Source organism: Mesorhizobium sp., assembly GCF_004962245.1.
In the GTDB taxonomy this organism is placed as follows: domain Bacteria; phylum Pseudomonadota; class Alphaproteobacteria; order Rhizobiales; family Rhizobiaceae; genus Mesorhizobium.
The window spans coordinates 61,391-84,733 of record NZ_SUHQ01000008.1 but is presented as its reverse complement, the minus strand read 5'-3'; the positions used below and the strand labels follow the sequence as shown (position 1 = coordinate 84,733).

Annotated in this window: 24 protein-coding genes, 1 tRNA gene and 1 pseudogene; 16 read left to right on the top strand and 10 right to left on the bottom strand. The window is 63.5% G+C overall.

Going from position 1 to position 23,343, the window contains the following annotated elements; all coding sequences use genetic code 11:
* Nucleotides 1-153: 153 nt before the first annotated feature.
* Nucleotides 154-1,443: an MFS transporter gene (locus E5X88_RS10780; protein ID WP_292161211.1), complete on the bottom strand. Its 1,290-nt coding sequence runs from the start codon at nucleotides 1,441-1,443 to the stop codon at nucleotides 154-156.
* Between the two features lie 3 nt (nucleotides 1,444-1,446).
* Nucleotides 1,447-2,187, bottom strand: a complete 741-nt coding sequence (locus E5X88_RS10775) for an MBL fold metallo-hydrolase (protein WP_292161210.1) — start codon at nucleotides 2,185-2,187, stop codon at nucleotides 1,447-1,449.
* A gap of 73 nt (nucleotides 2,188-2,260) precedes the next feature.
* Between E5X88_RS10775 and E5X88_RS10770 the strand changes: the two genes are divergently transcribed.
* Nucleotides 2,261-2,929: a metalloregulator ArsR/SmtB family transcription factor gene (locus E5X88_RS10770; RefSeq protein ID WP_292161209.1), complete on the top strand. Its 669-nt coding sequence runs from the start codon at nucleotides 2,261-2,263 to the stop codon at nucleotides 2,927-2,929.
* Nucleotides 2,930-3,199: 270 nt separating this feature from the next.
* Here E5X88_RS10770 and E5X88_RS10765 read toward each other — a convergent pair whose 3' ends face one another.
* Together E5X88_RS10765 and E5X88_RS10760 are read right to left on the bottom strand one after the other, a co-directional pair.
* Nucleotides 3,200-4,039 carry an IclR family transcriptional regulator gene (locus E5X88_RS10765; RefSeq protein WP_292161208.1) on the bottom strand — a complete coding sequence of 280 codons (840 nt, stop codon included), beginning with the start codon at nucleotides 4,037-4,039 and terminating at the stop codon, nucleotides 3,200-3,202.
* A gap of 148 nt (nucleotides 4,040-4,187) precedes the next feature.
* Nucleotides 4,188-5,066: a hypothetical protein gene (locus tag E5X88_RS10760; protein ID WP_292161207.1), complete on the bottom strand. Its 879-nt coding sequence runs from the start codon at nucleotides 5,064-5,066 to the stop codon at nucleotides 4,188-4,190.
* A gap of 251 nt (nucleotides 5,067-5,317) precedes the next feature.
* On the opposite strand from E5X88_RS10760, the gene E5X88_RS10755 reads away from it, so the two are divergent.
* The 8 genes from E5X88_RS10755 to E5X88_RS10720 all read left to right on the top strand — a co-directional run bounded on the left by E5X88_RS10755 (nucleotide 5,318) and on the right by E5X88_RS10720 (nucleotide 12,491).
* Nucleotides 5,318-6,316: a TRAP transporter substrate-binding protein gene (locus tag E5X88_RS10755; RefSeq protein WP_292161206.1), complete on the top strand. Its 999-nt coding sequence runs from the start codon at nucleotides 5,318-5,320 to the stop codon at nucleotides 6,314-6,316.
* A gap of 82 nt (nucleotides 6,317-6,398) precedes the next feature.
* Complete coding sequence (locus E5X88_RS10750; protein WP_292161205.1) at nucleotides 6,399-6,974, top strand: TRAP transporter small permease; 576 nt, start codon at nucleotides 6,399-6,401, stop codon at nucleotides 6,972-6,974.
* On the top strand, nucleotides 6,974-8,257 hold the full coding sequence (locus E5X88_RS10745; RefSeq protein WP_292161203.1) for a TRAP transporter large permease: 1,284 nt from the start codon (nucleotides 6,974-6,976) through the stop codon (nucleotides 8,255-8,257). The genes E5X88_RS10750 and E5X88_RS10745 overlap by 1 nt, the downstream gene beginning before the upstream one ends.
* Before the next feature lie 28 nt (nucleotides 8,258-8,285).
* Nucleotides 8,286-9,062, top strand: coding sequence for an aldolase/citrate lyase family protein (locus tag E5X88_RS10740; protein WP_292161202.1), 777 nt, complete (start codon nucleotides 8,286-8,288; stop codon nucleotides 9,060-9,062).
* 29 nt (nucleotides 9,063-9,091) lie between these two features.
* Nucleotides 9,092-10,036, top strand: coding sequence for a DUF6282 family protein (locus tag E5X88_RS10735; protein WP_292161200.1), 945 nt, complete (start codon nucleotides 9,092-9,094; stop codon nucleotides 10,034-10,036).
* 29 nt (nucleotides 10,037-10,065) lie between these two features.
* Complete coding sequence (locus E5X88_RS10730) at nucleotides 10,066-10,995, top strand: 3-keto-5-aminohexanoate cleavage protein (RefSeq protein WP_292161199.1); 930 nt, start codon at nucleotides 10,066-10,068, stop codon at nucleotides 10,993-10,995.
* A gap of 13 nt (nucleotides 10,996-11,008) precedes the next feature.
* Nucleotides 11,009-11,722 (top strand): NAD(P)H-dependent oxidoreductase, encoded by a 714-nt coding sequence (locus E5X88_RS10725; protein WP_292161197.1) that lies wholly within the window; start codon nucleotides 11,009-11,011, stop codon nucleotides 11,720-11,722.
* A gap of 22 nt (nucleotides 11,723-11,744) precedes the next feature.
* The gene (locus tag E5X88_RS10720; RefSeq protein ID WP_292161196.1) at nucleotides 11,745-12,491 is read left to right on the top strand and encodes a glucose 1-dehydrogenase; all 747 of its coding nucleotides are present in this window, start codon (nucleotides 11,745-11,747) and stop codon (nucleotides 12,489-12,491) included.
* Between the two features lie 36 nt (nucleotides 12,492-12,527).
* Here the strand turns inward: E5X88_RS10720 and E5X88_RS10715 are convergent, their stop codons facing one another.
* Both E5X88_RS10715 and E5X88_RS10710 read right to left on the bottom strand, forming a co-directional pair.
* Nucleotides 12,528-13,352: an alpha/beta hydrolase gene (locus tag E5X88_RS10715; protein WP_292161195.1), complete on the bottom strand. Its 825-nt coding sequence runs from the start codon at nucleotides 13,350-13,352 to the stop codon at nucleotides 12,528-12,530.
* A 181-nt stretch (nucleotides 13,353-13,533) separates the two neighbouring features.
* Entirely contained in the window at nucleotides 13,534-14,685 is a 1,152-nt protein-coding gene (locus tag E5X88_RS10710) for a DJ-1/PfpI family protein (RefSeq protein WP_292161194.1), read from the bottom strand.
* A 133-nt stretch (nucleotides 14,686-14,818) separates the two neighbouring features.
* Here E5X88_RS10710 and E5X88_RS10705 point away from each other — a divergent pair, with 133 nt between their 5' ends.
* Nucleotides 14,819-15,790 (top strand): DJ-1/PfpI family protein, encoded by a 972-nt coding sequence (locus E5X88_RS10705; protein ID WP_292161193.1) that lies wholly within the window; start codon nucleotides 14,819-14,821, stop codon nucleotides 15,788-15,790.
* A gap of 19 nt (nucleotides 15,791-15,809) precedes the next feature.
* On the opposite strand, the gene E5X88_RS10700 is transcribed toward E5X88_RS10705, so the two are convergent.
* Entirely contained in the window at nucleotides 15,810-17,057 is a 1,248-nt protein-coding gene (locus tag E5X88_RS10700) for a flavin-dependent oxidoreductase (RefSeq protein WP_292161192.1), read from the bottom strand.
* Nucleotides 17,058-17,261: 204 nt separating this feature from the next.
* Here E5X88_RS10700 and E5X88_RS10695 point away from each other — a divergent pair, with 204 nt between their 5' ends.
* Nucleotides 17,262-17,654, top strand: a complete 393-nt coding sequence (locus tag E5X88_RS10695) for a GFA family protein (protein ID WP_292161191.1) — start codon at nucleotides 17,262-17,264, stop codon at nucleotides 17,652-17,654.
* 76 nt (nucleotides 17,655-17,730) lie between these two features.
* Here the strand turns inward: E5X88_RS10695 and E5X88_RS10690 are convergent, their stop codons facing one another.
* Entirely contained in the window at nucleotides 17,731-19,248 is a 1,518-nt protein-coding gene (locus E5X88_RS10690; RefSeq protein WP_292161190.1) for a winged helix-turn-helix domain-containing tetratricopeptide repeat protein, read from the bottom strand.
* Nucleotides 19,249-19,373: 125 nt separating this feature from the next.
* On the opposite strand from E5X88_RS10690, the gene E5X88_RS10685 reads away from it, so the two are divergent.
* From E5X88_RS10685 to E5X88_RS10675, 3 genes and pseudogenes are all read left to right on the top strand, one after another.
* The gene (locus tag E5X88_RS10685; RefSeq protein WP_292161189.1) at nucleotides 19,374-19,625 is read left to right on the top strand and encodes a DUF1127 domain-containing protein; all 252 of its coding nucleotides are present in this window, start codon (nucleotides 19,374-19,376) and stop codon (nucleotides 19,623-19,625) included.
* Nucleotides 19,626-19,675: 50 nt separating this feature from the next.
* Nucleotides 19,676-20,205: pseudogene (locus E5X88_RS10680) on the top strand (IS1 family transposase); the annotation flags it as partial.
* 19 nt (nucleotides 20,206-20,224) lie between these two features.
* Nucleotides 20,225-20,608 (top strand): cupin domain-containing protein, encoded by a 384-nt coding sequence (locus tag E5X88_RS10675; protein WP_366929935.1) that lies wholly within the window; start codon nucleotides 20,225-20,227, stop codon nucleotides 20,606-20,608.
* A 127-nt stretch (nucleotides 20,609-20,735) separates the two neighbouring features.
* On the opposite strand, the gene E5X88_RS10670 is transcribed toward E5X88_RS10675, so the two are convergent.
* Together E5X88_RS10670 and E5X88_RS10665 are read right to left on the bottom strand one after the other, a co-directional pair.
* Nucleotides 20,736-20,812: transfer RNA gene (locus E5X88_RS10670), tRNA-Arg, on the bottom strand.
* Between the two features lie 237 nt (nucleotides 20,813-21,049).
* Nucleotides 21,050-22,537, bottom strand: coding sequence for a HAMP domain-containing sensor histidine kinase (locus E5X88_RS10665; protein WP_292161187.1), 1,488 nt, complete (start codon nucleotides 22,535-22,537; stop codon nucleotides 21,050-21,052).
* 293 nt (nucleotides 22,538-22,830) lie between these two features.
* On the opposite strand from E5X88_RS10665, the gene rpmH reads away from it, so the two are divergent.
* Nucleotides 22,831-22,965, top strand: a complete 135-nt coding sequence (rpmH, locus tag E5X88_RS10660) for a 50S ribosomal protein L34 (protein WP_008833937.1) — start codon at nucleotides 22,831-22,833, stop codon at nucleotides 22,963-22,965.
* Nucleotides 22,966-22,981: 16 nt separating this feature from the next.
* Nucleotides 22,982-23,335, top strand: coding sequence for a ribonuclease P protein component (gene rnpA / locus E5X88_RS10655; protein WP_292161186.1), 354 nt, complete (start codon nucleotides 22,982-22,984; stop codon nucleotides 23,333-23,335).
* Nucleotides 23,336-23,343 lie beyond the last annotated feature (8 nt).

The following is a 23,343-nucleotide window of genomic DNA, read 5'->3' as shown; positions in this document are numbered from 1 at the left end:
ACTCGCTGGCGGCTCCACGGCTTCGATACGGAAATGCTTTCGGTTCTTTCCGTACTGCCGCCGCCGGTCGTGGTTGAATTTCAGTATAAGCCAAAGACAGCGCGGCGAATTTGCGCCGGATCAATTGCTCGGGCGGACGATCTGCCACCGCCGTCATGTTGCCCTCCTCGAGGACGGATGGGACGCGCGCGCGACATCCGATTCGCTCATCACGACAGCCACGACCAACCCCGAGAAAAACGTCAGCGCGGCGATCGATGCGATCGCCCATGACAGCCCGAAGCTGTCGGCGATGAGGCCGGCGGAGAGCGCACCGATCGCGTAGCCGAGATCTCGCCAGAACCGGTAGACGCTGAGCGAGCGGGCGCGCCAGGTCGGATGCGAGGCATCTGAGACGGCTGCGATCAGGCTCGGGTAGACCATCGCCGTGCCGAGGCCGAGCAGAAGGCTGCCGACGATCCACCCCTCGAACTGGCGCGTCGCCGCGGTGAGAAACAGGCCGGCGGCCTGAACCCACATGCCGGCTACAATCAGGCCCTTGCGCCCCCAGCGGTCGCTCAAGGGGCCTGTGGCGACCTGCAAGATACCCCATGTCGCGGGATAGATCGCCTTAAGGATGCCGATACGCTCGACACCAAGGCCGAAGGAAGCGAAGAACAATGGGAAGATGCCCCAGCTCATGCCGTCGTTGAGGTTGTTGACGAGACCGGCCTGCGAGGCGGCGAACAGGTTGCGATCTCCGAACGAAGTGAGCGCGAAGACCTGCCGAAAGCTGATCGGCGCGGACTGCTGCGCGTGGGATGAGGCCTCCAGCCGAACGTGGTCCCGGGTGTCGCGCACGAGCAGGATCGACAGTCCGGCACCGAGGACCGCATAGCCGATGCCGAGATAGATCGGCACCGGCCGAAGTCCGTATTGCGCGGCGAGATAGCCGGTCAGGAACGCCGTCACCCCGACGGCGAGATAGCCGGCGAACTCGTTGAGGCCGACGGCAAGGCCGCGCGACTTCGGCCCGACGAGATCGACTTTCATGATCACCGTCATCGACCAGGCGAGCCCCTGGTTGATGCCGAGCAATGCGTTGGCCGCAATCACCCATTCCCAGGTCGGCGCCCAGATGATCATGAACGGCACCGGTAGGCCGACCAGCCATCCCAAAATGAGTACGCGCTTGCGGCCCCACGCGTCGGCAAGCTGGCCCGAGACCAGATTGGCGAGGGCCTTGACGACGCCGAAGCTGACGATGAAGGAGACGATGAGCGTCGTCGACGTGACGTGGAACTCCTCCGATCCGATCAGCGGCACCACTGTTCGTTCTATCCCGACCATGCCGCCGACAAAGGCATTGATCACGACGAGCAGCGCGAATTGCGGCCAGTTCTCCCTGAGGCCGAGCCTGACGGTTGAACCCGTCTTGCCTGGAACCGATGCCGCTTCGTCCATGGGTCAGGCCGCCGCCGCAGCTAGGGCGGAATTGGCGGCCCGGAGTGCCGCGGCCTCGGGCGGAGCCGGCGGAATCTCGGCGAGCATGAAGCGGATGAACGCGGCTTCGTCCACGATCCGGAGAGCCTCGTTATGACGTTTCTCGAAACCGATGGTCGACCAGGGCTTGCCGCTCAGGCGCCGGCCGCAGACCGAGCCAGCATAGGCGCCGGGGAGCACCTCGACATGATCGGGGAGAGCCTTGAGCCGACCGGCGCTCCGAAAGAGGTCCTTTGCGCCTTGCTCGGCGTTGGCGGCGAGTTCGGTGCGACCGAGGTCGCCGACCATCAGCGTGTGGCCAGTCAGCACGAACCACGGCTCGTCGGCACGCGTGCGGTCGCTGACGAGAAGGCAGATGTGCTCCGGGGTGTGACCGGGCGTGTGCAGGACGGTTGCGGTGACGTTGCCGAGCGAGAGGACCTCGCCGTCGCGCATGCCTTTGAACGGGAACGCAACATCCGCCTGCGCAGAGAGCACGTATGCGGCGCCCGCCGCTTCGGCGAGCGCGCGGCCGGCGGAGAGATGGTCGGCATGAACATGCGTGTCGACAACGAAATGGATGCGCATGCCGGCGTCTTCGGCAGCGCGCAGGTAGAACTCGATGTCGCCGGCCGGATCGACGACGGCCGCGGCTGCCTTGCCGCCGCAGCCGAACAGGTACGAGATGCCGACTGGATCGGTGTGAAGGAATTGGCGAAGGATCATGGTCTTGCTCTCCTCGCTACGAAAGGCTAGAAACATTCAATCATTCTGCTGAATGTTCCACTGGGGAGAAGCCGTGTCAAGCACCGGACCAAAACAGGCGATCTACGCGAGCCTTGCCGAAGTGGCTCAGGCGCTCGGCCATCCGCATCGGCTCGAGCTTCTGGAGCATCTCGCGCAAGGGGTGCGCAGCGTCGAGGACCTCTCCGCGCGAGCCCATCTGAGCTTCGCCAACACGTCGCGCCACCTGCAGATCCTGCGGCGGGCGCGCCTCGTCGAGACGGAGCGCCGCGGCAAGCACGTGCTCTACAGCCTTGCCGGCGACGCCGAAGTAGTGACGCTGATCAAGGCGCTCGGCCGCGTCGGCGAGCGAAACATGGCCGAAATCGACCGCGTCATGGCCGACTACTTCCGGGCTCGCGATGCAATGGAGCCGGTGTCGCGAGACGATCTCGTCTCGCGGCTGCATGACGGCATGGTCACGGTTCTCGACGTGCGGCCAGAGGATGAGTTCGCGGTCGGACATCTTCCAGGCGCCCTCAACATCCCGCTGGCCGAACTGGAGCGTCGCCTGGGCGAGCTAGAGGCAGGTCGGGAAGTGATCGCCTATTGCCGCGGCCCCTATTGCGTTCTCTCGTTCGAAGCGGTCGCCGCCTTGCGAGAGCGGGGCTATCTCGTCCGTCGGCTCGAGGACGGCTATCCCGAATGGAAAGCCGCCGGCCTGCCGGTCGAAACGGCCGCCTGAAGCCCGTGAGAATGGTGGCCGTTGTTCGAAAGCGTTGAGAGGCTGCAATGCTGGTCTGGCGTGGAACAGTGTCTATCCTGACGGAAAGGTCCAGCTTGCCAGCGCGCTCGCAGCACTGGATCTCATAAGCACAATGCCAGAAGGAAGATTATCAGGACCCCTAGTGCGGCGGTGATCGAAACGGGATAGTCCGCGAACAGCGTCTCGAGTATCCTCCGCCAGGTCTCGCTCCGAGCTTTTGGAACATCACTTGGACGACTTTCTGTCGGCCTATAGCCCGGAGAGGTTTTCATCTGCGTGAGACACCTGTCGCGCTTCACCGGGCTTCGGCCGATGGCCTAGATTCTTTGAGATTTGACTCGCTGCATCGAAAATATGCCTGACCTGCTCTGTCGTCGGCGTTTCACCGATGAACTGAACGGAGTCGGTTATTGCAACGGCGCCGACATAATGGCCCAACGCATCGAAAATCGGGGCGGCCAGGGCATTGAGCCCCACCATCTCTTCATTGGGCGCAACCGCCCAGCCGCGCCTTCGCACCGCATCGATTTCCGCCTTGAGCCTTTCGGGATCGGAGATCGTGTAGGGTGTATGCATATCGAGCCTGGCACTTGTCACCTGCGGCAGCAGCATTGCGTCCCCGAAGGCGAGAGTGAGCTTTCCCTGCGCACTGGAATGGAATTGCAGGATCGAGCCCGGCTTCACGCTGATATCGATGTTGGAGCGGCTGGGCATGAGCAGCAGGATACGGTTGCCTTCCTTTTCGGGTTGGCTGATGGCGACTGCGTGACCTAACCGGTCGCGCAATTCCCGCGCGGTCTGCCGCGCCGCGGAAGCCAGTTCGAAGCTTTCGGAGACGGCCTGGCCCAGCGCCATGAGGCGGGCGCTGATCATATAGCGCTCGCTCTCTTCGTTGCGGATCAGATAGCCGGCCGTCACCAGCGTCTGGAGATGGCGGTGTATGCGGCTCTTCGTGGTGTCGAAGGCGCGCGCAAGCTCGGATACACCGACAGAGGTCTGGCACTGGGCGACATATTCAAGGATGTTGAGCGCAAATACGACGGCTTGTACCCCGCTGCCTTCGCGCCTGGTGTCTTTGTCGTCCAGCATCGTCGTCTCCGAACCGGATGGCTTCAATCACGCCGCCCGTTCACGGGCGGGCTGGCGCGAGATATGCAGTTCGGACGGCCGGGAGACAAGAAACCTTCGACGGCCCGAGTTTCCGCTGTTGCTGCTGTCCGGTGAACGCCAAGCCATGTCAGGCCTCCTGCGGCATGGGATATTCATCGGCGTTGAGCACCCAACCTGGCTGTTTCGAGAAGTCAGCGCGCGGCGGCGAGAATATGTCGACAAGCTGATTGAGATCTTCTTCCATGCCGCGTGACGTGTGGATCGCCGGCGGCGGGATGACGGCGAGCGAGGGCGACTTGCAATACGCATGCTCATCCTCGCGCCAAGCGGTCATGTCGGTGGTCCAGGGCCAGCGCAGGTGGTGCATGAAGGCTCCGTCGAGCGCCAGCGACCCCTGTTCGAAATCGTCGTGATGGTGCGGCGAAAGTTTGGTGACGTCGCGCGGCCCCTGTTGAGGGTCGAGAAAGTTCACCATCAGCGTGGTGCAGCGGAAGATCCGGCCGAAGCGGCCTGGCTCCTTCGGGATGTCGAGGCTGTAGGCGCGCACCCTGTAGCCCGCCGGCGGCTCAGGCCACGGCGCGAAGGGCGGAATGCGTGGATGCTCGACGCCGAACGAGCCGGCGTTGGAGCAGCGGGTCACCAGGTCCGGCGATCGGCTTGAAAAGATACGGGCTATGCGCCCGCCGTCCGGCAGCGCAATCCGTGTGTCGCCCGGGGGCAGGATGACCAGTGAGAAGCCTTCGGCTATCGTCCGCCCTTCCGGCGCGTCGATCACTGCGCCTTTTCCCTTGTCGGGCAGGAGCAGCACATATTCGTCGATCTGATCCTTGCGCTCGAGCACGGCGCCGGGTTCGGCCTCCGAATAGGCCACAAGGAAGTTCTGCCCGCGCGACATCCAGGTCCTGGTATCGGCCGCGGTCTCCTGCGGGTCTTCCTCATAGTACAGGCCATACTCGGCCGGCGTGTAGTGGCCGGAGATGGAGGGCGACTTTGCAGCGGCAGCCATGCGCGATCTCGGGTCGCTTGAATCATACATCTGCATTCACTCCAGGGCAGCGTGACACAAGGTTATCGTGTGTTTCGCTGTGCAGAACAAAAGGATGCATATAAGAACGCACTCTCATCGGCCCCGTGTCAAGTGGGCAGTGCGTGTTGCAGTGCAGCTAACTTCTTTTCGGCCGCACGCTTGACAGCAATACAGGCTGCATGAATTATAGACGAAACAGCGTTCCGCACAACGAAACAGGAGGAGACGTTATGCTGACCCGCCGCAGGGTGATAACCCTTGCGGGCGCCGCTACCGCGACGCTTGCAATGCCCAACATCTCTCGTGCCGCTCCCATCAACATGCGCCTGGCGCACGCCGCGAATGAAATTCATCCCGGTCATATCGCGACGGTCGAGTTCAAGAAGGCCCTCGAGGCACTGGTTCCCGGCGCGACCAATCTAACGATCTTTCCCAACCGGCAGCTCGGCGAAGACCGGCAGAATCTCGAATCCGCCATTGCCGGCACCAACGAGCTGTGCGGCTGCAGCGGCGTCCTGTTTCCCCTTGTGACCGGCCGCAACGCGCTCGACGCGTACCAGCTTCCCTTCCTGATCAAGGATTACGACCATTTTTCGCGGATCGCGACGGCAGACATCGGCCAGAAGCTGCTCGACGATCTGGAGCCGGCCGGCCTCGTCGGGGTGCAGACCACCGACATTGGACAGCGCCACTTCCTGTGCGCCACCAGGGAAGTGAAGTCGGTGCCGGATTTTGCCGGGCTAAAGACGCGCATCCTGCCCGTACCGCTGCACAAGGCGATCTGGGAGGGCGTCGGTACGGCGCCTATAGGCCTGCCCTACGGCGAGGTCTACGGCGCACTCGAAACCAAAGTCATCGACGCCGTCGAGATCAACGTCTCTTCCATGCTGGGCGAGAACCTCTGGGAGGTCGGCAAGAACTTCACGCTCACCGGTCACTATCCGTGGCACCACGTGATCGCGATCAACAAGACCTTCTTTGACGGCCTGCCGACGGAAATCCAGCAGGCCATCAAGCAGGCAGGTCACGATTCCATCGCGCCGACGCTCGAATACACCAAGAAGCAGGACCATGAGGGCCGCGACGAATTGCGTGCCAAGGGCGTTCAGATCTTCGAACTCGAAGATCTCGCCGGGATGCAGGCGAAGGTCGAGCCGATCATCGAGCAGTGGAGTTCGACGTCGCCGCTCATCAAGGAGTTCGTCGGGCAGGCGCGCGCGCTGATCTGAGCGCGGCTGCCACGATGTGACAACGCCGCGGGCAGCGCCCTGCTACCCGCGGATACCTCCTATTCGCCTCTGGGGATTCCGAATGGATGTCAACGAGGAAAGTGCGGCATGGCCGAGCGGGCTCTTGGGCTGGTACGTCAAGGTCATCCGCTTCCTGGCAGGGATTTCCATGCTGGCGGTCGTGTCGATCATGATCGCGCAGGTCATCGCGCGCTACGTCTTCAACGCCTCCTTCATCTGGGCCGAGGAGATTTGCCGTTACCTCTTGATCTGGCAAACGTTCCTTTTCATCGGCATGGCCTATCACCGCGGTGAACTCGTCGCCGTCGACGTGGTGCCGCTCATGCTGAGGCCTCATGCACGCCTCGTGCTCAAGGCGATCGTCACAATTCCGATCCTCGTCTTCCTCTGTCTGATGACGATCAACGGCTATGACTACGCGACCCGCTTCGGCGGCCAGATCGTGCCGGCCGTCGACTTCATCGCCATGTCGCTTATCGGCCATGGCGTCGGCCTGTCGGTCTTCTGGGTCTATGTCTCGGTCGCGGTGGGCTCGGCGCTTCTTGCGCTGCACATGATCGCTGCGATCGTCATCGAAGCCCGCGACCTCAGGGCCGGCCGTGCCGACACCCGCCTCGACAGCATCCCGGGAGCCTGATGATGGGAGCATTTTTTGGTGCCTTCTTCCTGCTGCTCGCCACGGGAGTGCCGATCGCGCTCGCGCTCGGTGTAGGCGGCATGATCTACCTCTATATGAGCGGCAATGGCGCGATCGTCCTGGCATTCCCGCAGCGCATGATGGCCGGCGTCGACCAGTTCATTCTGCTGACCATTCCGCTGTTCCTGCTCGCCGGCATGCTCATGAACGTCGGCGGCATCACCGACCGCATCGTGGTCTTTGCGCGCGCCATGGTCGGTCATCGAAAGGGCGGCATGTCCTCGGTGACGGTGCTCTCCTGCGGCTTCTTTGCGGGCATATCGGGAAGCGCCGCTGCCGAAGCCTCGGCGCTGGGTTCGATACTCATTCCCGCCATGCGCAAACAGGGCATGCCACCGGCCTATGCGGCGGCGCTGGTCGGCGTCAGCTCGATCATGGGTCCGATTATCCCGCCCTCGATCACCATGATCATCTACGGCGTCCTTTCGGGCACCTCGATCGGCCAGCTCTTCATCGCCGGCGTCGGTCCCGGACTCCTCCTGGCTGCAGGACTTCTGATCTATGCCGGCTGGCGCGCGCGCCGGGACGGCTATCCCGTCACGCCGAAGATGCGCTGGGCCGAGCGGCGCCAGGCAACCATCCGAACTCTGCCCGCACTGATCCTGCCCCTGATTATCGTCGTCGGGATCAAGGCGGGCGTGTTCACGCCGACGGAAGCAGCGGCGGTTGCGGTCGCTTATGCCCTCTTGGTCGGCTTCGCCTATCGCGACCTGACGCTGAAGCGCGTCTGGGAGTCGCTGGTCGCGACGACGCTGGTCAGTTCCTCGATACTCTTCATCACCGCCATGGCGAGCATCGTTGCCTTCGTCTTCACGCTGGAGCAGGTGCCGACGACGATCGCTTCCGCGGTGCTGTCGGTCAGCGAGAACCCGATCGTCGTCCTGATCATGCTGAACCTTGCGCTGCTCGTGCTCGGGATGTTCCTCGAGCCGATCTCGATCCTCATCCTGACCATGCCGATCCTTCTACAGTTCAACAAGATCATCGCCATGGATCCGGTCCAGTTCGGCATGATGGTGGTGCTTAACGTGGTGATCGGCATGGCTACGCCGCCGGTCGGCATCCTGCTGTTCATCGTCTGTGCAGCGTCGGGCCAGTCCTTGACTGATGTCGCGAAAGAGTCCGTGCCGCTGATCGGCATCTGTCTGTTCGTTCTTTTTCTCGTCGCCGCCATGCCGGCCGTTTCACTGTTCCTTCCGCACGCCATGCTGCCGATGCGGTGAGATCCATATCCAGGGAGAAATTCACAGCATGAGCACCGAACGCCGCAGTTTTCGCCAACGCTTCCTCGCCTGCGAGCACCTCGTCGGCACGTTCGTCAAGACTCCTGCGACCCATCCGATCGAAATTCTAGGCGCGGTCGGCTTCGACTTTGTGGTGATCGATGAGGAACATGCGCCCTGGGATCGCGTCGCGATCGACGGCGGATTGCTCGCCGCGCGCGCTTCGGGCACCGCCGGGCTGGTGCGCGTGGCCGAACCGACGGCGGCAAAAATTCTTTCAGTGCTGGACGACGGCGCGACAGGCGTTCTGGTACCGCATGTCAGTTCACCCGCAAAGGCGAGAGACATAGCCACCGCCTGCCGCTACCGCGGGGGTAGGCGCGGCTTTTCGAACACGACGCGCGCCGGCGGCTTCGGCGCGGTCGGGATTTGGGATCACGTCAAGGCAGGCGACGAGACCGTCACGTTCATCGCGATGATCGAGGATCCCGAAGCGCTCGAGGACCTCGACGGCATTCTGGGGACGGAGGGCCTGGATGGCGTCTTCATCGGTCGTGGCGACCTGACCGTGGCCTTCGGAGCAACCGGGATGGAGGCGCCACAGGTGCGGGACGCCTGCGACAGGATTTTCGCCGCGGCGAAACGAGCCGGCAAACCCGTCGCTGTCATGGTCGCGAGCGCCGAAGAGGCGGTGCGGTTCCGAGGCATGGGCGCAAGCGCTTTCATCGTCGCCTCAGACCAGGGCTTCATGCGCCAGGCCGCGATGAAGGCCTATGGCGACATCGCTTCGGTCGCCAACAGCTGAAGCCAATATCAAGAACGAGGAACAGAAAGATGGCTGACACAACCACCGACTATCCGACCATCGTGCCGCTGCCGCCGATGGAACCTTCGCGCGCCGCCGAAGTGGCCGAACTGCTTGTCGGCGCGGTCGATCTGCACTGCCATTCCGGTCCGGCCGCCATGCCGCGCATCCTGGGCCATCACGAGGCCTTCAAGATGGCCCTCGACGCCGGGTTCAAGGCGCTGCTCTACAAGGACCACTATTACATCGGCATGCCGCACTGCGCCGTGCTGAAGGACATCTATCCCGACGCCGATATCGAGCTTTTCTCGGGCGTGGCGCTCAACAATGCCTCCGGCGGCGTCAACCCCCACGCGGTCGACCATGCGATCAAGGTCGGCGGCAAGATCGTCTGGTTTCCGACATTCGCAGCGAAAAACCACATCGCGGCCTATGCGGCGAAGAGTTTCCCCAGGACCGCCAAGCCGATGCTGCCGCCGTCTCCGCTCACCGTGCTCGATGCGAACGGCAAGCTCATCGACGAGGCCAAGCAGATATGCGACCTGATCGCGGAGGGCGACATCATCCTGGCCGGCGGCCATCTCCACGTCAGCGAACTCTTCGTGCTGTTCGAGGAGGCCAAGAGGCGCGGCGTGAAGAAGATGCTCGTCAACCACCCGTCCTACATCATCGGATGCTCCGACGAGGACATTCGCGGCCTGGTATCGCTCGGTGCCTATATCGAGCACTCGATCTGCATGTTCATACCAAGCCGCGCCAAACAGCATGACGGCCAGGACCTGCTTCACCTGATCGAGGTGGCGGGCGTCGAGCGCACCATCTTCGGATCCGATCTCGGCCTGACCCAGGCGCCGAAGCCGGTGGACGGCTATCGCATGATCGTCTCGATGATGCTCGACCTCCAGGTGCCGCGCCAGGACATCACGAGGATGATCTCGGCAAATGCGGCCGGGCTTCTCAACCTCGCCGCCTAACCTGGACGATCGAGAGGAAAAGTCACGTCATGGCGCCACGAAAAGTCATCATCACATGCGCGGTCACCGGGTCGATCCATACGCCCTCGATGTCGCCTCACCTGCCGGTCACCGCCGAGGAGATCGCCGATGCCGCCGTCGGGGCGGCGCAAGCCGGCGCGGCCATCGTGCACCTGCACGCCCGCGATCCGGAGACGGGTCTGCCCGACCAGTCGCCGCAACGATTCGAACCGTTCCTGAAGATCATCAAGCAGCGGTCCGACTGCGTGGTGAACATCACCACCGGCGGCGCGCCGACGATGACGGTCGAGGAACGGCTCAAGCCGGTCGCCACATTCAAACCGGAAGTCGCTTCCCTCAACATGGGCTCGATGAATTTCGGCCTGTTTCCGATGCTGGAGCGCTTCAGGGAATTCTCGCACGACTGGGAGCGGCCGTATCTCGAAGGATCGCGCGACCGCGTCTTCAAGAACACCTTCGCCGACATCGAGAACATCCTGACGACCTGCGCGGAGAACGGCACCCGCTTCGAGATCGAGTGCTACGATATCGGCCATCTCTACACACTCGCCCATTTCGTTGAGCGCGGCCTGGTGAAGCCGCCGTTCTTCGTCCAGAGCGTCTTCGGCATTCTTGGCGGCATCGGCCCGCATCCGGAAGACGTCATGCACATGAAGCGCACCGCCGACAGGCTGTTCGGCAACGATTACCGGTGGTCGGTCCTGGGCGCGGGCCGCAATCAGATGCCGATTGCCGCGATCGCCGCGGCGAACGGCGGCAACGTCCGTGTCGGACTGGAGGATTCGCTATGGATCGGTCCGGGCAGGTTCGCCCGCTCGAACGCCGAACAGGTCCTCAAGATCCGTGAGATCATCGAGGGCCTCGGCCTGGAGGTTGCAACGCCGGCCGAGGCGCGTGCGATCCTCGAGCTCAAGGGCGCCGATCGCGTGAGCTTCTGACCGGAGCGGCCTCATGAACGTTCTGATCGTCTACGCGCATCCCGAACCGACCTCGTTCAACGCGGCGCTGGTGGCGCGTGCGAAAGCCGTCCTCCGGGCCACCGGGCACATGGTGACGGTGTCGGACCTCTACGCCGATGGTTTCGATCCGGAGGCAGGACGGCACGACTTCTCGACCATCGCAGATGCGGATCGGTTCCATTACCAGAGCGAGCAGGCCCTGGCGGCAAGGGAAGAGGCCTTCGTTGCGGAGATCGCGCGCGAACAGGCGCGGGTCGCCGCAGCCGATCTTCTGGTTCTGCAGTTCCCGCTGTGGTGGGGTGGCCCGCCCGCGATTCTGAAAGGATGGTTCGAGCGCGTGCTGGCCTACGGCTTCGCCTATGTCGACGGCCGGCGCTTCGACACCGGCGTGTTCAAGGGGCGCCGGGCTCTGCTCTCCGTGACGACCGGCGGCACGACGGCCCGTTTCGGTCCCCATGGCGTTTATGGCGAGATCGAGAAGGTGCTGTGGCAGACGCAGCGGCTCACCCTGCAATATATGGGCTATTCGGTCGAGGAGCCGTTCGTCGCCTATGGCGCGCCGCGGGTCGGCGACGAAGGGCGTGCCGCATATCTGGACGAGTTCGCCCGTCGTGTCGTCGAAGCGGCGGCGAAACCGGTGGAACGCAGGACAGACGAGGCTCTGCTCGAAAGCGTACCGGCCGACGCCTGGGCGCGGACGCGTTGAGGCCGCGCGAGGAGGACATGGCATGAGCAACTCCAAGGCTTTCGAAGGCAAGGTGGTTCTGGTGGTCGGCGGATCGCGCGGCATCGGCGCCGCGGTGTCGCGCCGCTTCGCGGGGCTGGGCGCAGCCGTCGCGATCGGCCATCGCACGGCCGGTGCGGCCGACGCTCTCGTCGCCGAAATCGCCGCGGGCGGCGGTCAAGCGAAAAGCTTCGCCGGAGACACCTCGAAGCCCGGCGAGGCCGAGGCCATCGTGCGCGGAGCGTACGAGGCTTTCGGACGGCTGGACGTCTTGGTCAACACAGCCGGCATCGGGCCATACCTGCCGCTGGCCAGGATCGACGAGGCCCATTACCGTTCGATCTTCGATACCAACGTGCTGGGAACGATCTTGCTCACGCAGGCAGCCGCACCTCTCCTGCCTTCGCCGGGCGGACGCATCGTTCATTTTGCGTCGCGCCTCGCCTATAGCCCGATCCCGACCAGTTCCGTCTATTCTGCGTCCAAAGCGGCCGTCATCACGCTCGTCCACGGTTTCGCGCGGGAGTTGGGCCCGAAGGGCATCACCGTCAACGCGGTCGCTCCGGGCGTGATCGAAACGGACATGACGACGACGATCATCGCCGAACGCGGCGAGCAGATACGCGCCATGACGCCGCTCGGCCGCATCGGTCAGCCGGAGGATATCGCGGGGATCGTGACCTTCCTTGCCTCGGACGATGCCGGCTGGATCACCGGCCGCACGATCCTGGCGGATGGCGGCGTGAACTGATCCGGGTTTGACCGGAACCATAGACCGGCCCGGTTGCTACGGTGCGAACTGCGTCGCCGGCGACGTCGGTTGCGTGAGGAAGCTCTCGATCACTTGCGCCACCTCCGGTCCCTGGCCGAGATTGTAGTGCGAATAGCCCGGAATGATCGCCAGCCGCGCGCGCGAAAACTGCGGATCGATCCAGCCCGGTTCCCGGATGCCACCGCCGAACAGGGCGAAAAATTCAGCGATGTGCTGCATCGAGACGGAATCGTGATCGGCGAAGATCAGCAGCACCGGCATGGGCAGGGCACGTACGTCTTCGCGCCAATCCCAGTCTTTCCTCATCAGCTCGCCCATGCGGTCGAGGAACAGCGGAAACTGGTCGGGATGGCCATAGTCCTCAAAGATCGGTGTGGCCCTCATCGGCTCGGCAAGGGAGGCGCCGACGGCGCTCATGCCTTCCTGCGTCTCCAGGTACCAGCCGTCACGCGCAAAGCCCGTGGCTATCACGATCAGGTTGCGCACCATCTCCGGGTGCTGGATGGCCATCCAGATTGCAGCATCGCCGCCATGGGAATAGCCGGCGACGTCGGCACGTGCGATGCTAAGGTGACGCAAGACCGCAGCGACGTCGTCGCCGTTTCTTTCGTGGCTCATGGGTGTATCACGCAGACCGGTACGGCCGTGGCCTTCGAGGTCGATGGCGATGACCTGGCGCCGCTCCGCCAGGGGTCCGGTGATCTGCGCGGTGGTCCTGATCGGCATGAGCCCGCCGGCAAGAACGACGATCGGCTCGCCCTCGCCGTAGATTTCGTAGTGGAGGTGCAGGCCTTCGGCGGCTTCGGCATATCCACTGCTGGCAGGTTCAAGTTCTCGCATGGCGGTTTCTCCCTGGAATTCCTGTGCGTGGGTCGGTAGCGATGATCTTGCTCATCGTTTCTCTCAAGCTCTCTTTGTTCCCGTATCCGGGTTCCGTATCCGGAGGACGAAAGACCGGCGCTCCTCACGACAGCCGGATGAACTTTTTTCTCAACTTGAGTTGTTGGCGGGCCGCGACCCGTCAGCGGCCTGTTTCCTGCCACGGATATTCCAGCTGCATGGCGACCACGCTTGTGGTGCTTTCTCCGTGACGCGCTGTGATCGCCTCGAGCGCGCGGTCGAGCGCATCCGCCGGCTTCCGATCGGAAAACGTCGACACTTGCCGGTCTTGTGGCCAATTCTGGCCTGACCGGTCGGGGATGACACGAATGCCGTTGCGGGTCTCGACGACATCCGGCGAGACAGCAAAGGTTGCGGCGCTCGACCGGTAGGTCCGCGACCAGGCATCGGCCACCAGTGCAAGCGACACCTCGTCCATGCCCGGCTCGAGGCGGATGCCGAGCTCTTCCCGGTTCCAGAAGGCCATCCTGTTGACAAGTACCGTCGTCGCGAACGGACGCGTCAGCTTGAACGCGCCGCTTGCATGCCGCGCATCCCATTTCGCGAGGCCGAGATCGCTCGCGACCGCTTCCGCCTTGGCTCGACCGGCGATAGCCTCGATCAACGTCAGCATCATCGGCATGGACGCCGTGATGCCGGTCGTGGTGGTGACGCTTCCGTCAGATACCATGCGCCGGTCCGGCACGTATTCGATCGTCGGGCTGCGCTTGAGCATCTCGCCGAGATAGTACCAATGTGTCGTCGCACGCTTGTCGTCGAGCAGGCCGGCCGCCCCGACGACCTTGGCGCCGGCGCAGATGCCGATGAGCCTCGCGCCCTTCTCCGCCTGGCCTTTGAGCCAGGCGAGCGCGGCCGGATCGTCGTCGCGGCTCATGGCGGGGACGATGACGTAGTCGGCTCCATCAGGATGCGCGGCGTCGAACTGTGCGATGGTCGCGTCCGGCTCGACGTTGAGCGCGGGATAGAGCCGCACTGGTCCCGGTTCGGTCGCCAGCATCACCACGTCGGCGACGTCGGCTCGCCGCAGGATGCCGGTCGGCATGAGATAATCGGTCGTCTCCGTGGCGTCGTTGATACCGATGACCGCGACGAGCGGACGCTCGCGCGCCGCAGGCTTGAGCGCGGACAGCATGGCGGCAGTCTCTTCCTGCGGCACGGGCGGCGCCTCTACCGCCGCCGTCGCCGATGGCAAGCTGAACATCCAGCCGCCAAAACCCGCCAAGGAAAGGACGATGAGAGCCAAACCACCCCAGACGAAGATGGATTTCGACATGACTGCGTTTCTCCAGAAGAACGAACGGAAGCGGCTCCTAGCGACCGGCCGCGTTCCGTGGCTTCTATCGACCGGTCAAACCTAGCAGCGGAGGCACTTGGCAGAAAGGACAAAGATGCGGTAATTTCTGCCAATGCACCACGTCGTCCTCATCGTCTATCCCGGGTTCGAACTGCTCGACATGTCGGGACCGGCATCTGTTTTCAACGGCGCCAATCGCGCCTTGAGCCAGCAGGGAAAGCCCGCCCTCTACAAGGTCGTGCTCGTATCGGCGCAGGGCGGCGCTATCGAAAGCAGCAGCGGCGTCGTGGTGGAAACCCGTCCGATCACCGAGATTCGGCAGGGGGACGCCCACACAGTGCTGGTTGTGGGGGCGGAACGGGAGCAACTCCTGCCGGCAGTGGCGGATCCGATCCTGCGGGCAGCAATTCCAGGACTAGCGGCGAAGGCCGGACGTTTCGGTTCAGTCTGCACAGGAGGATTCGTGCTCGCCGCGCTCCGGCTGCTCGACGGTCATCGCATCGCCACCCACTGGGATTCCTGCAAGCCATTTACCGAGAATTTCCCGTCAGTCACGGTCGACCCGGACGCGCTTTACGTCGTCGACGAACGGCTCTGGACGTCCGCCGGCGTTACCACCGGCATCGACATGGCGTTGGCGATGGTCGCGCATGACCTCGACGCGGCGATCGCTGGCGAGGTCGCGAAACGGCTGATCCTCTACGCTCGTCGCCCCGGCTACCAGTCCCAGTTCAGCCCGCTCCTGCAGGCTCAGGTGAAGGGCGACAGCCCGTTCGCCGACCTGATCGGCTGGATTCAGGCGAACCTCGACGCGCCGCTGGACGTGCCCTCGCTGGCTGCCCGCGCCGGCCTGACCGAGCGTACCTTCCATCGCAAGTTTGTGGCGGCGGCCGGAGAAACGCCGGCCCGCTTCGTCGAGATCGCCAGGCTCGATGCCGCGCGCATGCTGTTGTCGCGCGGGCTTTCGCTGAAGTCGGTTGCGGCACAGGTCGGCCTGTTTCCGCCCGCTCGCCTGGCGGATGCCTTCGAGCGCCGTTTCGGCGTCGCACCGAGGCTTTTTCGCGACATGCACGCCGAGCTGTGAGACCTAGTCCCTTTCGCCGTCACACGCGCCCGGTGCGGGAACGGCTTTCGAAGCCGGCAAGGCGCGCATAGCCGCGTACGATAGCTTCCCGCTCGTCGCGAGACGCGATTGCTTCGATGTCGTCAAACCCGTCCGGCGCGCGCGATTCCATCATGTCGATGACGCCCTCGGGACCGCCCCCGCGATTGGCAAGTACGATGGCCGATGTCGCCGGCCTGCGTTCCGCGTCATAGGCCGCAAGTGCGGTCTCCACCGACGTCTCCGAGACCAGATTGTCGGCGAGGCTGCGCGCATCGAGAACCGCCTGGCTCGCTCCGTTTGAGCCGACCGGGTACATGGGATGGGCGGCGTCGCCCAGCAGCGTCACGCGTCCGAACGACCACCGGTCAAGTGGATTGCGGTCGCAATTGGGGTATTCGTAAAACGTCGGCGTCGCCCGGATGATCTCGGCCGGATCGACGAAATCCAACCGGAAGCGCTCGCGCACGAAAGGCAGAACGTCCGCCAGAATGCCTGGCCGGCTCCAGTCCTCCCTGCGAAGCGGCGCAGTGCCGGGAATTCCTGTCCGCGCCATCACCGCCCAGTTCGTCAGGCGGTCGCCCGGCTGCGCGGCATCGGCGGCGATCGGATAGAACACGAATTTCGCGAAGTTGCCGCCGGCGATCGCCATGGCCCGGCCGTTGCGCCAGGTCGGCCAGCTTGTGCAGCCGCGCCACAGCATTACGCCGTTCCAGATGGGTGGCCCCTCTTGGGGAAAGAGACGGGCGCGTACGGTGGAGTGTATGCCGTCTGCGCCGATCAGGAGGTCGCCGGATGAGTGCGTGCGCCCGCCGTCGCGGCTGGAAAGCTCGACCGATACGCGGCCTCCCGATTGGCGAAAGCCATCGACCTGCCAGCCGGTGCGGATAATTTCGCGGCCCAGCCGTTCAATTACCGCCTTGTGGATCAGCCCCAGCAGTTTCCCGCGATGTATGCTGTACTGCGGATGAAGGTGCCCTGCTTCGATGCCGCGCAGTTCCTGCCAAACCACTTGCCCGAATCGGTTTGCGTAGATGAGTTCGTGCGTACGGATGCCCTGAGCGTCCAGGTCTGCCTGAAGTCCGAGAGCCGCCAGTTCCTTCACGGCATGCGGCAAGATGTTGATGCCCACTCCGAGCTCTCGAATATCGCCGGCCCGCTCGAATATCTCGGCATCGATGCCGATCCTGTGCAGGAACAGGGCCGCGGTCAGCCCGCCGATGCCGCCACCGGCGATCAGCGCCTTCATAATGCCGCCTTTCTTCTTCGTCTGTCCAAGGCAGCCTATCGGCGTGGTGACGCAGCTGAAATGACATAAAGCGCAGGATATCTGCCACCTCCGGCCCGTCCGCCGCGGAAGAACGACGCACCCCCGCCCGCAGCAGGCAATTGCAATGACAGTGCCGTTCGTTGTAGCCATTCCGGCCCACTTGATTTTGGAGGAGACGCAGCCATGGACCGATTCACCGGCGGCTGCCTGTGCGGCGATGTCCGAATTGTGGCGTCGGGACTCCCATACCGGGTCGGGCTTTGTCATTGTCTCGACTGCCGCAAGCATCATGGGGCCCTGTTTTACGCTGCTGCGGTGTTCCCTCAGGATGCGGTGACGATCGATGGCGAAACACGCGACTACGCCGGGCGGTTTTTCTGTCCCCGCTGCGGCTCGTCCGTTTTCGCACGCACCGCAGACGAAATCGAAGTGCACCTGGGATCCCTGGATGCCCCTGACCAACTGATGCCAACCTACGAAAGCTGGATCGTCCGTCGCGAGTCCTGGTTGCCGCCGTTTCCGCTCACGAGACGATACGACCGCGATCGTGACGCCACGGGTCGCTTTGAGGAGTAGGTCGCATGAACGGTGCGAGGGGCGCCGTTACGAGGCGACAGATCTCGAGGACAGCGCGCTCGATCACACCGGCGCGTCACTCCGGAAGACCGGCCTTGCGGAAGCCATCAACGAAATGCTCAAGCGTCGCAGCGTCGCGGAATGGCTCCGTCATGACCCAGTGGCGGGTTGTGAAATGCGGGTTGCTGACGAGGAACAGTTCGACCTCGGCGCGCGCCTCGTCGAGCCGGCCCAGTTGGGCAAGGCTTGCCGCCAGGAAACGGCGTGAGCTCGTACGATAAGTCTCGTCCCTGCGCAGTGTCTCGACAGCGGCTTCGTAATCGCGCGCCGCATATTGCGCCGCGCCGAGCGTCAGATAGTACCAACTTGCCGGAAACGGGTTCAGCCGGAACGCCTTGCGAATGTGCTCAAGGCCCTCCTCTATCCGTCCGGCCAAGACCGCGATGTCGGACAATGTCGCCCAGGCGTCGGCCTCGTTCGGGTCGAGCTCGAATGCCTTGGCGAATTCCGCATCCGCCTCGGAAAAACTGCGCTCATAGGCAAGCAGGTTGGCAAGCACCCAGCGGCAGCCGGCATCGTTGGGATCGATCGCCACGGCTTTACGCGCCAGATCCAAAGCAACGCTACGGTTTGGCTCAATGGGTTCGCCCCAATGCACCCATCCCATCCAGTGGTTCATGGCAAGCCAGCGATAGGCCTCGGCGTATTCCGGATCGAGCGATACCGCGCGCCTGAGCATCAGATGCGCTTCCCGCGCCGTCTGCGGCGAATCATCGATCAGCTTGCGCGCCCGCACGCAGAGATCGTAGGCATCGAGATTTTTGGGCCGATTGCGCGGCGGCGGCGCGCGCAGCCGGCCGAGCAACGCCTCCACGATCTTGCCGGTGACCTCGTCCTGAACGGCAAAGATATCTTCCAGGCTACGATCGAAGCGTTCCGCCCATAGATGATCGCCACTCTCCGCGTCGACCAGCTGGGCGTTGATGCGCACGCGCCCCGCGGCGCGTCTTGCGCTCCCCTCCAGCAGGTAGCGCACGCCAAGATCCCGGGCGATCTCGCGCACGTCCATCGCCTTTCCTTTGTAGGCAAAGACCGAGTTGCGCGCGATGACGAACAGGCCGGAGATCCTGGACAGGTCGGTGATCAGGTCTTCAGTCAGCCCATCCGCGAAGGAGTCCTGCTCGGGATCGTTGCTGAAGTTGACGAAGGGCAGCACGGCAATCGATGGCTTGCCGGGCAGCGGCAAAGGTTTTCGCTTCGCGTCGCCGAGCTGTTCGATAGCCCCCGTGAAGCGATAGCCGACGCGCGGAACCGTTGATATCCATTCACCGCCGTCGGCGGCTGGACCGAGCAGCTTGCGCAGTTGCGCGATCTGGACGGTGAGGTTGCCTTCCTCGACGGCCGTGCCCGGCCACGCCGCGTCCATCAACTCGGCCTTCTCAAGGATTTCACCGGGCCGTCCGACGAGCGCCGCAAGCAGCTTTAATGCGCGGTAGCCAACGGCAACGGGGACATCGTTCCGAAGGAGTGTTCCCGCACCCGGATCAAGCACGAACGGACCAAAGGCAAAGCGCGATCCCTGCATACGGCGCATCTATAGCCCGTTTGGAAGTTTTGAGAACTATTTGGGAGAGCTTAATTACGACGCTGTTCGTATCCTGCAGAATTCAACCTCTTTCAGGTCGAAGGCCCCTGGACCCTAAGCCATAGGAGGTTGCCATGAACGATACCCTTGCGTCGGCCCCGCATCAGGCAGCACGGCCGGGAACGCCCGTAGGGCCGGCGGAAGTGTCGCGCCCGCACTACAGCCTGGCGACCCCGCGAAGCGTTATCGCGGCCTGGCGACGGCGGATACGCTTTCGCTGGGAACTTGAGCAAATGTCGAGGGCCAACCCCCATTTGATCGACGATATCGGTCTGACGAGACGGCAGGTCGAGGCAGAGATCGCCAAGCGCTTCTGGCAACGATAGTGCTGCAATGACATCGGATCGCGGCGCCATGCGCGGGAAAGTCGCGACGATGGCGCATGGGCTTCATGGACGATCTTTCGCGCCGCCTCGCCAATCGCGTCCAGCTGACCAGCGACGACCACAGGGCATATCTTGAAGCGGTCGAGGGCGCATTCGGCGGCGACATCGACTACGCCATGCTGGTCAAGATTTACGGCACGTCGCCAGAGAGCGCGAAGGGCCGTTACAGCCCCGCCGAATGCACTGGCGTGAAGAAGATGCGCGTCGAGGGCGATCCCGATGAACGCCAAGTCAGCACCTCATTCGCCGAGCGTCAGAACCTCACGATGCGGATGCACATGCGCCGCTTCACGCGCCTGACCAACGGCTTCTCAAAGAAGGTCGAGGCTCACGCCAACACGGTCGCGCTGCACTTCATGTACTACAACTTCGTTCGCATTCATGCTTCTCTGCGCGTGACCCGGCGATGGCTGCTGGCGTCACAGACAAGCTTTGGGAGATCGCGGACATCGTTGCGCTGATCGAAGCGAAGGAAGCTCAAAAGCCGATGGTGTGTGGCTCTTACAAGAAAAAATCTTGACTTGGACAGTGAGAGCATCATGAAGACAATCTCACATGCGGAACAGCCGCGCGAAGAATGGCGAGCGGGAGTAGAAACCCGTATGCAGGTATCGGCCGCCAACGGTGCACTTCAATTGTGCATCTTCGAGCAATGGGTAGCGCCGGCTATGGGCGCTCCTACGCACAGTCACCCGGTCGAGGAAGTGCTTTCTGTCGTCACCGGCGAAGCCGAGATTTGGATTGATGACGAGTCAGCCGTTTTGATTGGCGGGCAATCGCTTGTTGTTCCGGCCAACCGAAAACATGGGTTCCGAAACGTCGGCTCTGAAACTCTACATGTATATGCCGTGCTCGCGTCATCATTCTTCGAGGCTACGTTTGATGATCGCGAGCCTGTTCGGCGCTGGCTTCCATTGGCTTAGATTTCAAACTGACCCACTACCCGGCTTCCACCTCTCGAGAGATTCAAGCTATTGACATGAATCGCCGTTAAGGGGTCGACGCGAAACTCCCCTGGCTGTGCCCGGTTTTGTTCTGGAATGGCGGAAATGGCGCGCCCGAAGAGATTCGAACTCCTGACCCCCAGATTCGTAGTCTGGTGCTCTATCCAGCTGAGCTACGGGCGCGCAACAGGCCATGCTTTGCATAGCCCCGCGATCCGATCCTGGCGACCGGCCGCGAATGTGACGTGTTCCCTAGCGACTGAATTTCCGAAAAGCAAGCCGATCCAGCAAAAGTTTTGCTGTTCGTGTCTTTGCGAGGACCAGAGGAGGGCGAGGACCAGAGGGGGCGGGCACCAGAGGGGGCGAGGATCGGAGGCGGGCGAGAACCGGGCCAAGGCGAGGATCAGGCGGGGGCGGCGATCAGGCCGGGCGGCGCAGGCCGTTGCGGGCCTGGTCGAGCCGGACCGGCTGGTCGGGAATGGTGACCGCGAATGTGGTGCGGCCGCCTCTGCTTTCGACAAGCTCCACCGTGCCGCCATGGGCGCGGATCAATTCGTAGGCGATCGCCAGGCCAAGGCCGGTGCCGCCGCTGCGGGCCGAGCCGCGGAACGCCGCGAACAGGTTCTCGCGCGCTTTCGGCGGCAGGCCGGGGCCAGTGTCGGTGACCGTGATGCGGCTGACGCTGCCCAGGCGCTCGGCCGACACCGCCAACCGGCGCACCACCGCGCTTTCCGCGTCCGCCGCCATCGCCTGCACGGCGTTGCGGCAAAGATTGGTGAGCACGCGAAAGAGCTGATCGGAATCGGCATCCACCTCGAAGGCCAGATCGACGGCATTGACGAATTCGATGCCGCCTTCGGTGTCGAGCAGGCCGTGGACGTCGTCGACCAGCTGGCGCAGCCTGAGCCTGCGGCGCGACGGCGGCGGCTCCTGGGTACGGCCATAGGAGAGCACACCTTCCGAATAGGCCACGGCACGATCGAGTGCGCGCAGCAGTTTCGGCGCAAAGGCCTGCACGGTCGGATCCTGGACCTGACGCAGGCGGTCCGACATCAGCTGCGCCGACGCCAGGATGTTGCGCATGTCGTGATTGATTTTCGAGACGGCGAGGCCAAGGTCGGCGAGGTGTTTCTGCTCGGCGAGCATCTTTTGCAGCCGCTCCTGCATCTGCGAGAGCTCGCGCTCGGCGACGCCGATCTCGTCGGCGCGGGCGGCAGGGCGGATGATCCGCCCGGGGTCGTCCGGCGCCTCTGAGAAGGCCAGCATCGAGCGCGTCATCGTCCGGATCGGACCGATCATGATCAGGTCTATGGCGGCATAGACCAGCATGGCGGTGAACAGCGAGATCAGCAGCGAGACGACAGCGACGTTGCGCGAATAGATGAGCATGGCATTGCGCAGGCTGTAGTCGGGCATGATCAGCTCGAATTCCTTGTCGCTGTCGCCGACCGGCCCGAAAACGCGCAGCATTCGCTCGCCGCCGAAAAACAGCGTGTCCAAGGCACTGGTCATGCCCTCGACCAGGCCGACATTGGCGATGTCGATATGCTCGTCGACCTGCGGCGGCATTTCAGCCACGACCAAAAGACGCGACACGCCGCCGTCGCGCACCGCGATCGCCTTGGCGCCGATCGCCGTCAGCACGTCGTTCTGGGCGGCGCGGGAGAGCGAGGCGGGCTCTCCCTGCACCAGCACGATCGAGACGGCCGCGGCGGTGCTCAGCCTCTCCTTCAGCCAGCTCAGCCGGTAGCTGGCGATCCAGGGCAGAAAGATAAGGACCTCCGCCAGGAGCACGAAGACGATGGTGAGCAGCAGCAGCTTTGTCGACAATCCACGCGACAAAGGCACCGTCCGGGCGTCGGTCGTCGCCCGATCGATCCTTTCATCCGCGTGTGGGATTTCACTCATGCTGCTTTTGTCTTCACGATCACTTGATCGAGCGAGATTAGGCCATTGTGGCTTTTTTGCCAATTTCGTCCTTCGTCCCAACATGGGGTAAGACCGCCAAGACTTCGGCCATCGGCCCGACGGCGCCGGATGCCGGCGCCGGATTGACTTCCAAAACCCTTCTTTCTATAAGCCCGCTCACGCTCGGGCCATTCGTCCCGGCGCGGTTTCGATCGCGCCAAAACCGGCCCGGCAAAGCTCCTGTTACAAAGTGACAGAATCAAGAAGGGCCGCACCCCGCGGTATTAAAACAAATGAAGCGTACCTACCAACCGTCCAAACTCGTCCGCAAACGCCGGCACGGTTTTCGTGCCCGCATGGCCACCAAGGGTGGTCGTGGCGTCGTCGCAGCCCGCCGCAACCGCGGCCGCAAGCGGCTCAGCGCCTGAACGGAAGACGAGATCGTTGCCCGCAACCGGCAAGCCAGTGGGAGCACATCCCAAGCGGCTTCTGAAACGCGCGGAATTCCTGGCTGTCCGGCGTGGCGAAAAGCGCCGCGGGCAGCTTTTTCTCGTCGAGGTCCTGGACCGCAGCGACAGCGAGGCGCCTCGCGTCGGCTACACGGTCACCAAGAAGGTCGGCAACGCAGTCGTGCGCAACCGCATCCGGCGGCGGCTGAGAGAAGCCGTGCGCACGCATGCGGCGAGTGACATGGCGGCTGGCAATGACTATGTCATCGTCGGACGCGAAGATGTGCTTACCATTCCGTTCGGCCAGTTGAAGGCCGAACTCTCCCGCCGACTGCGCGGAACACGATAGGCCAAGGG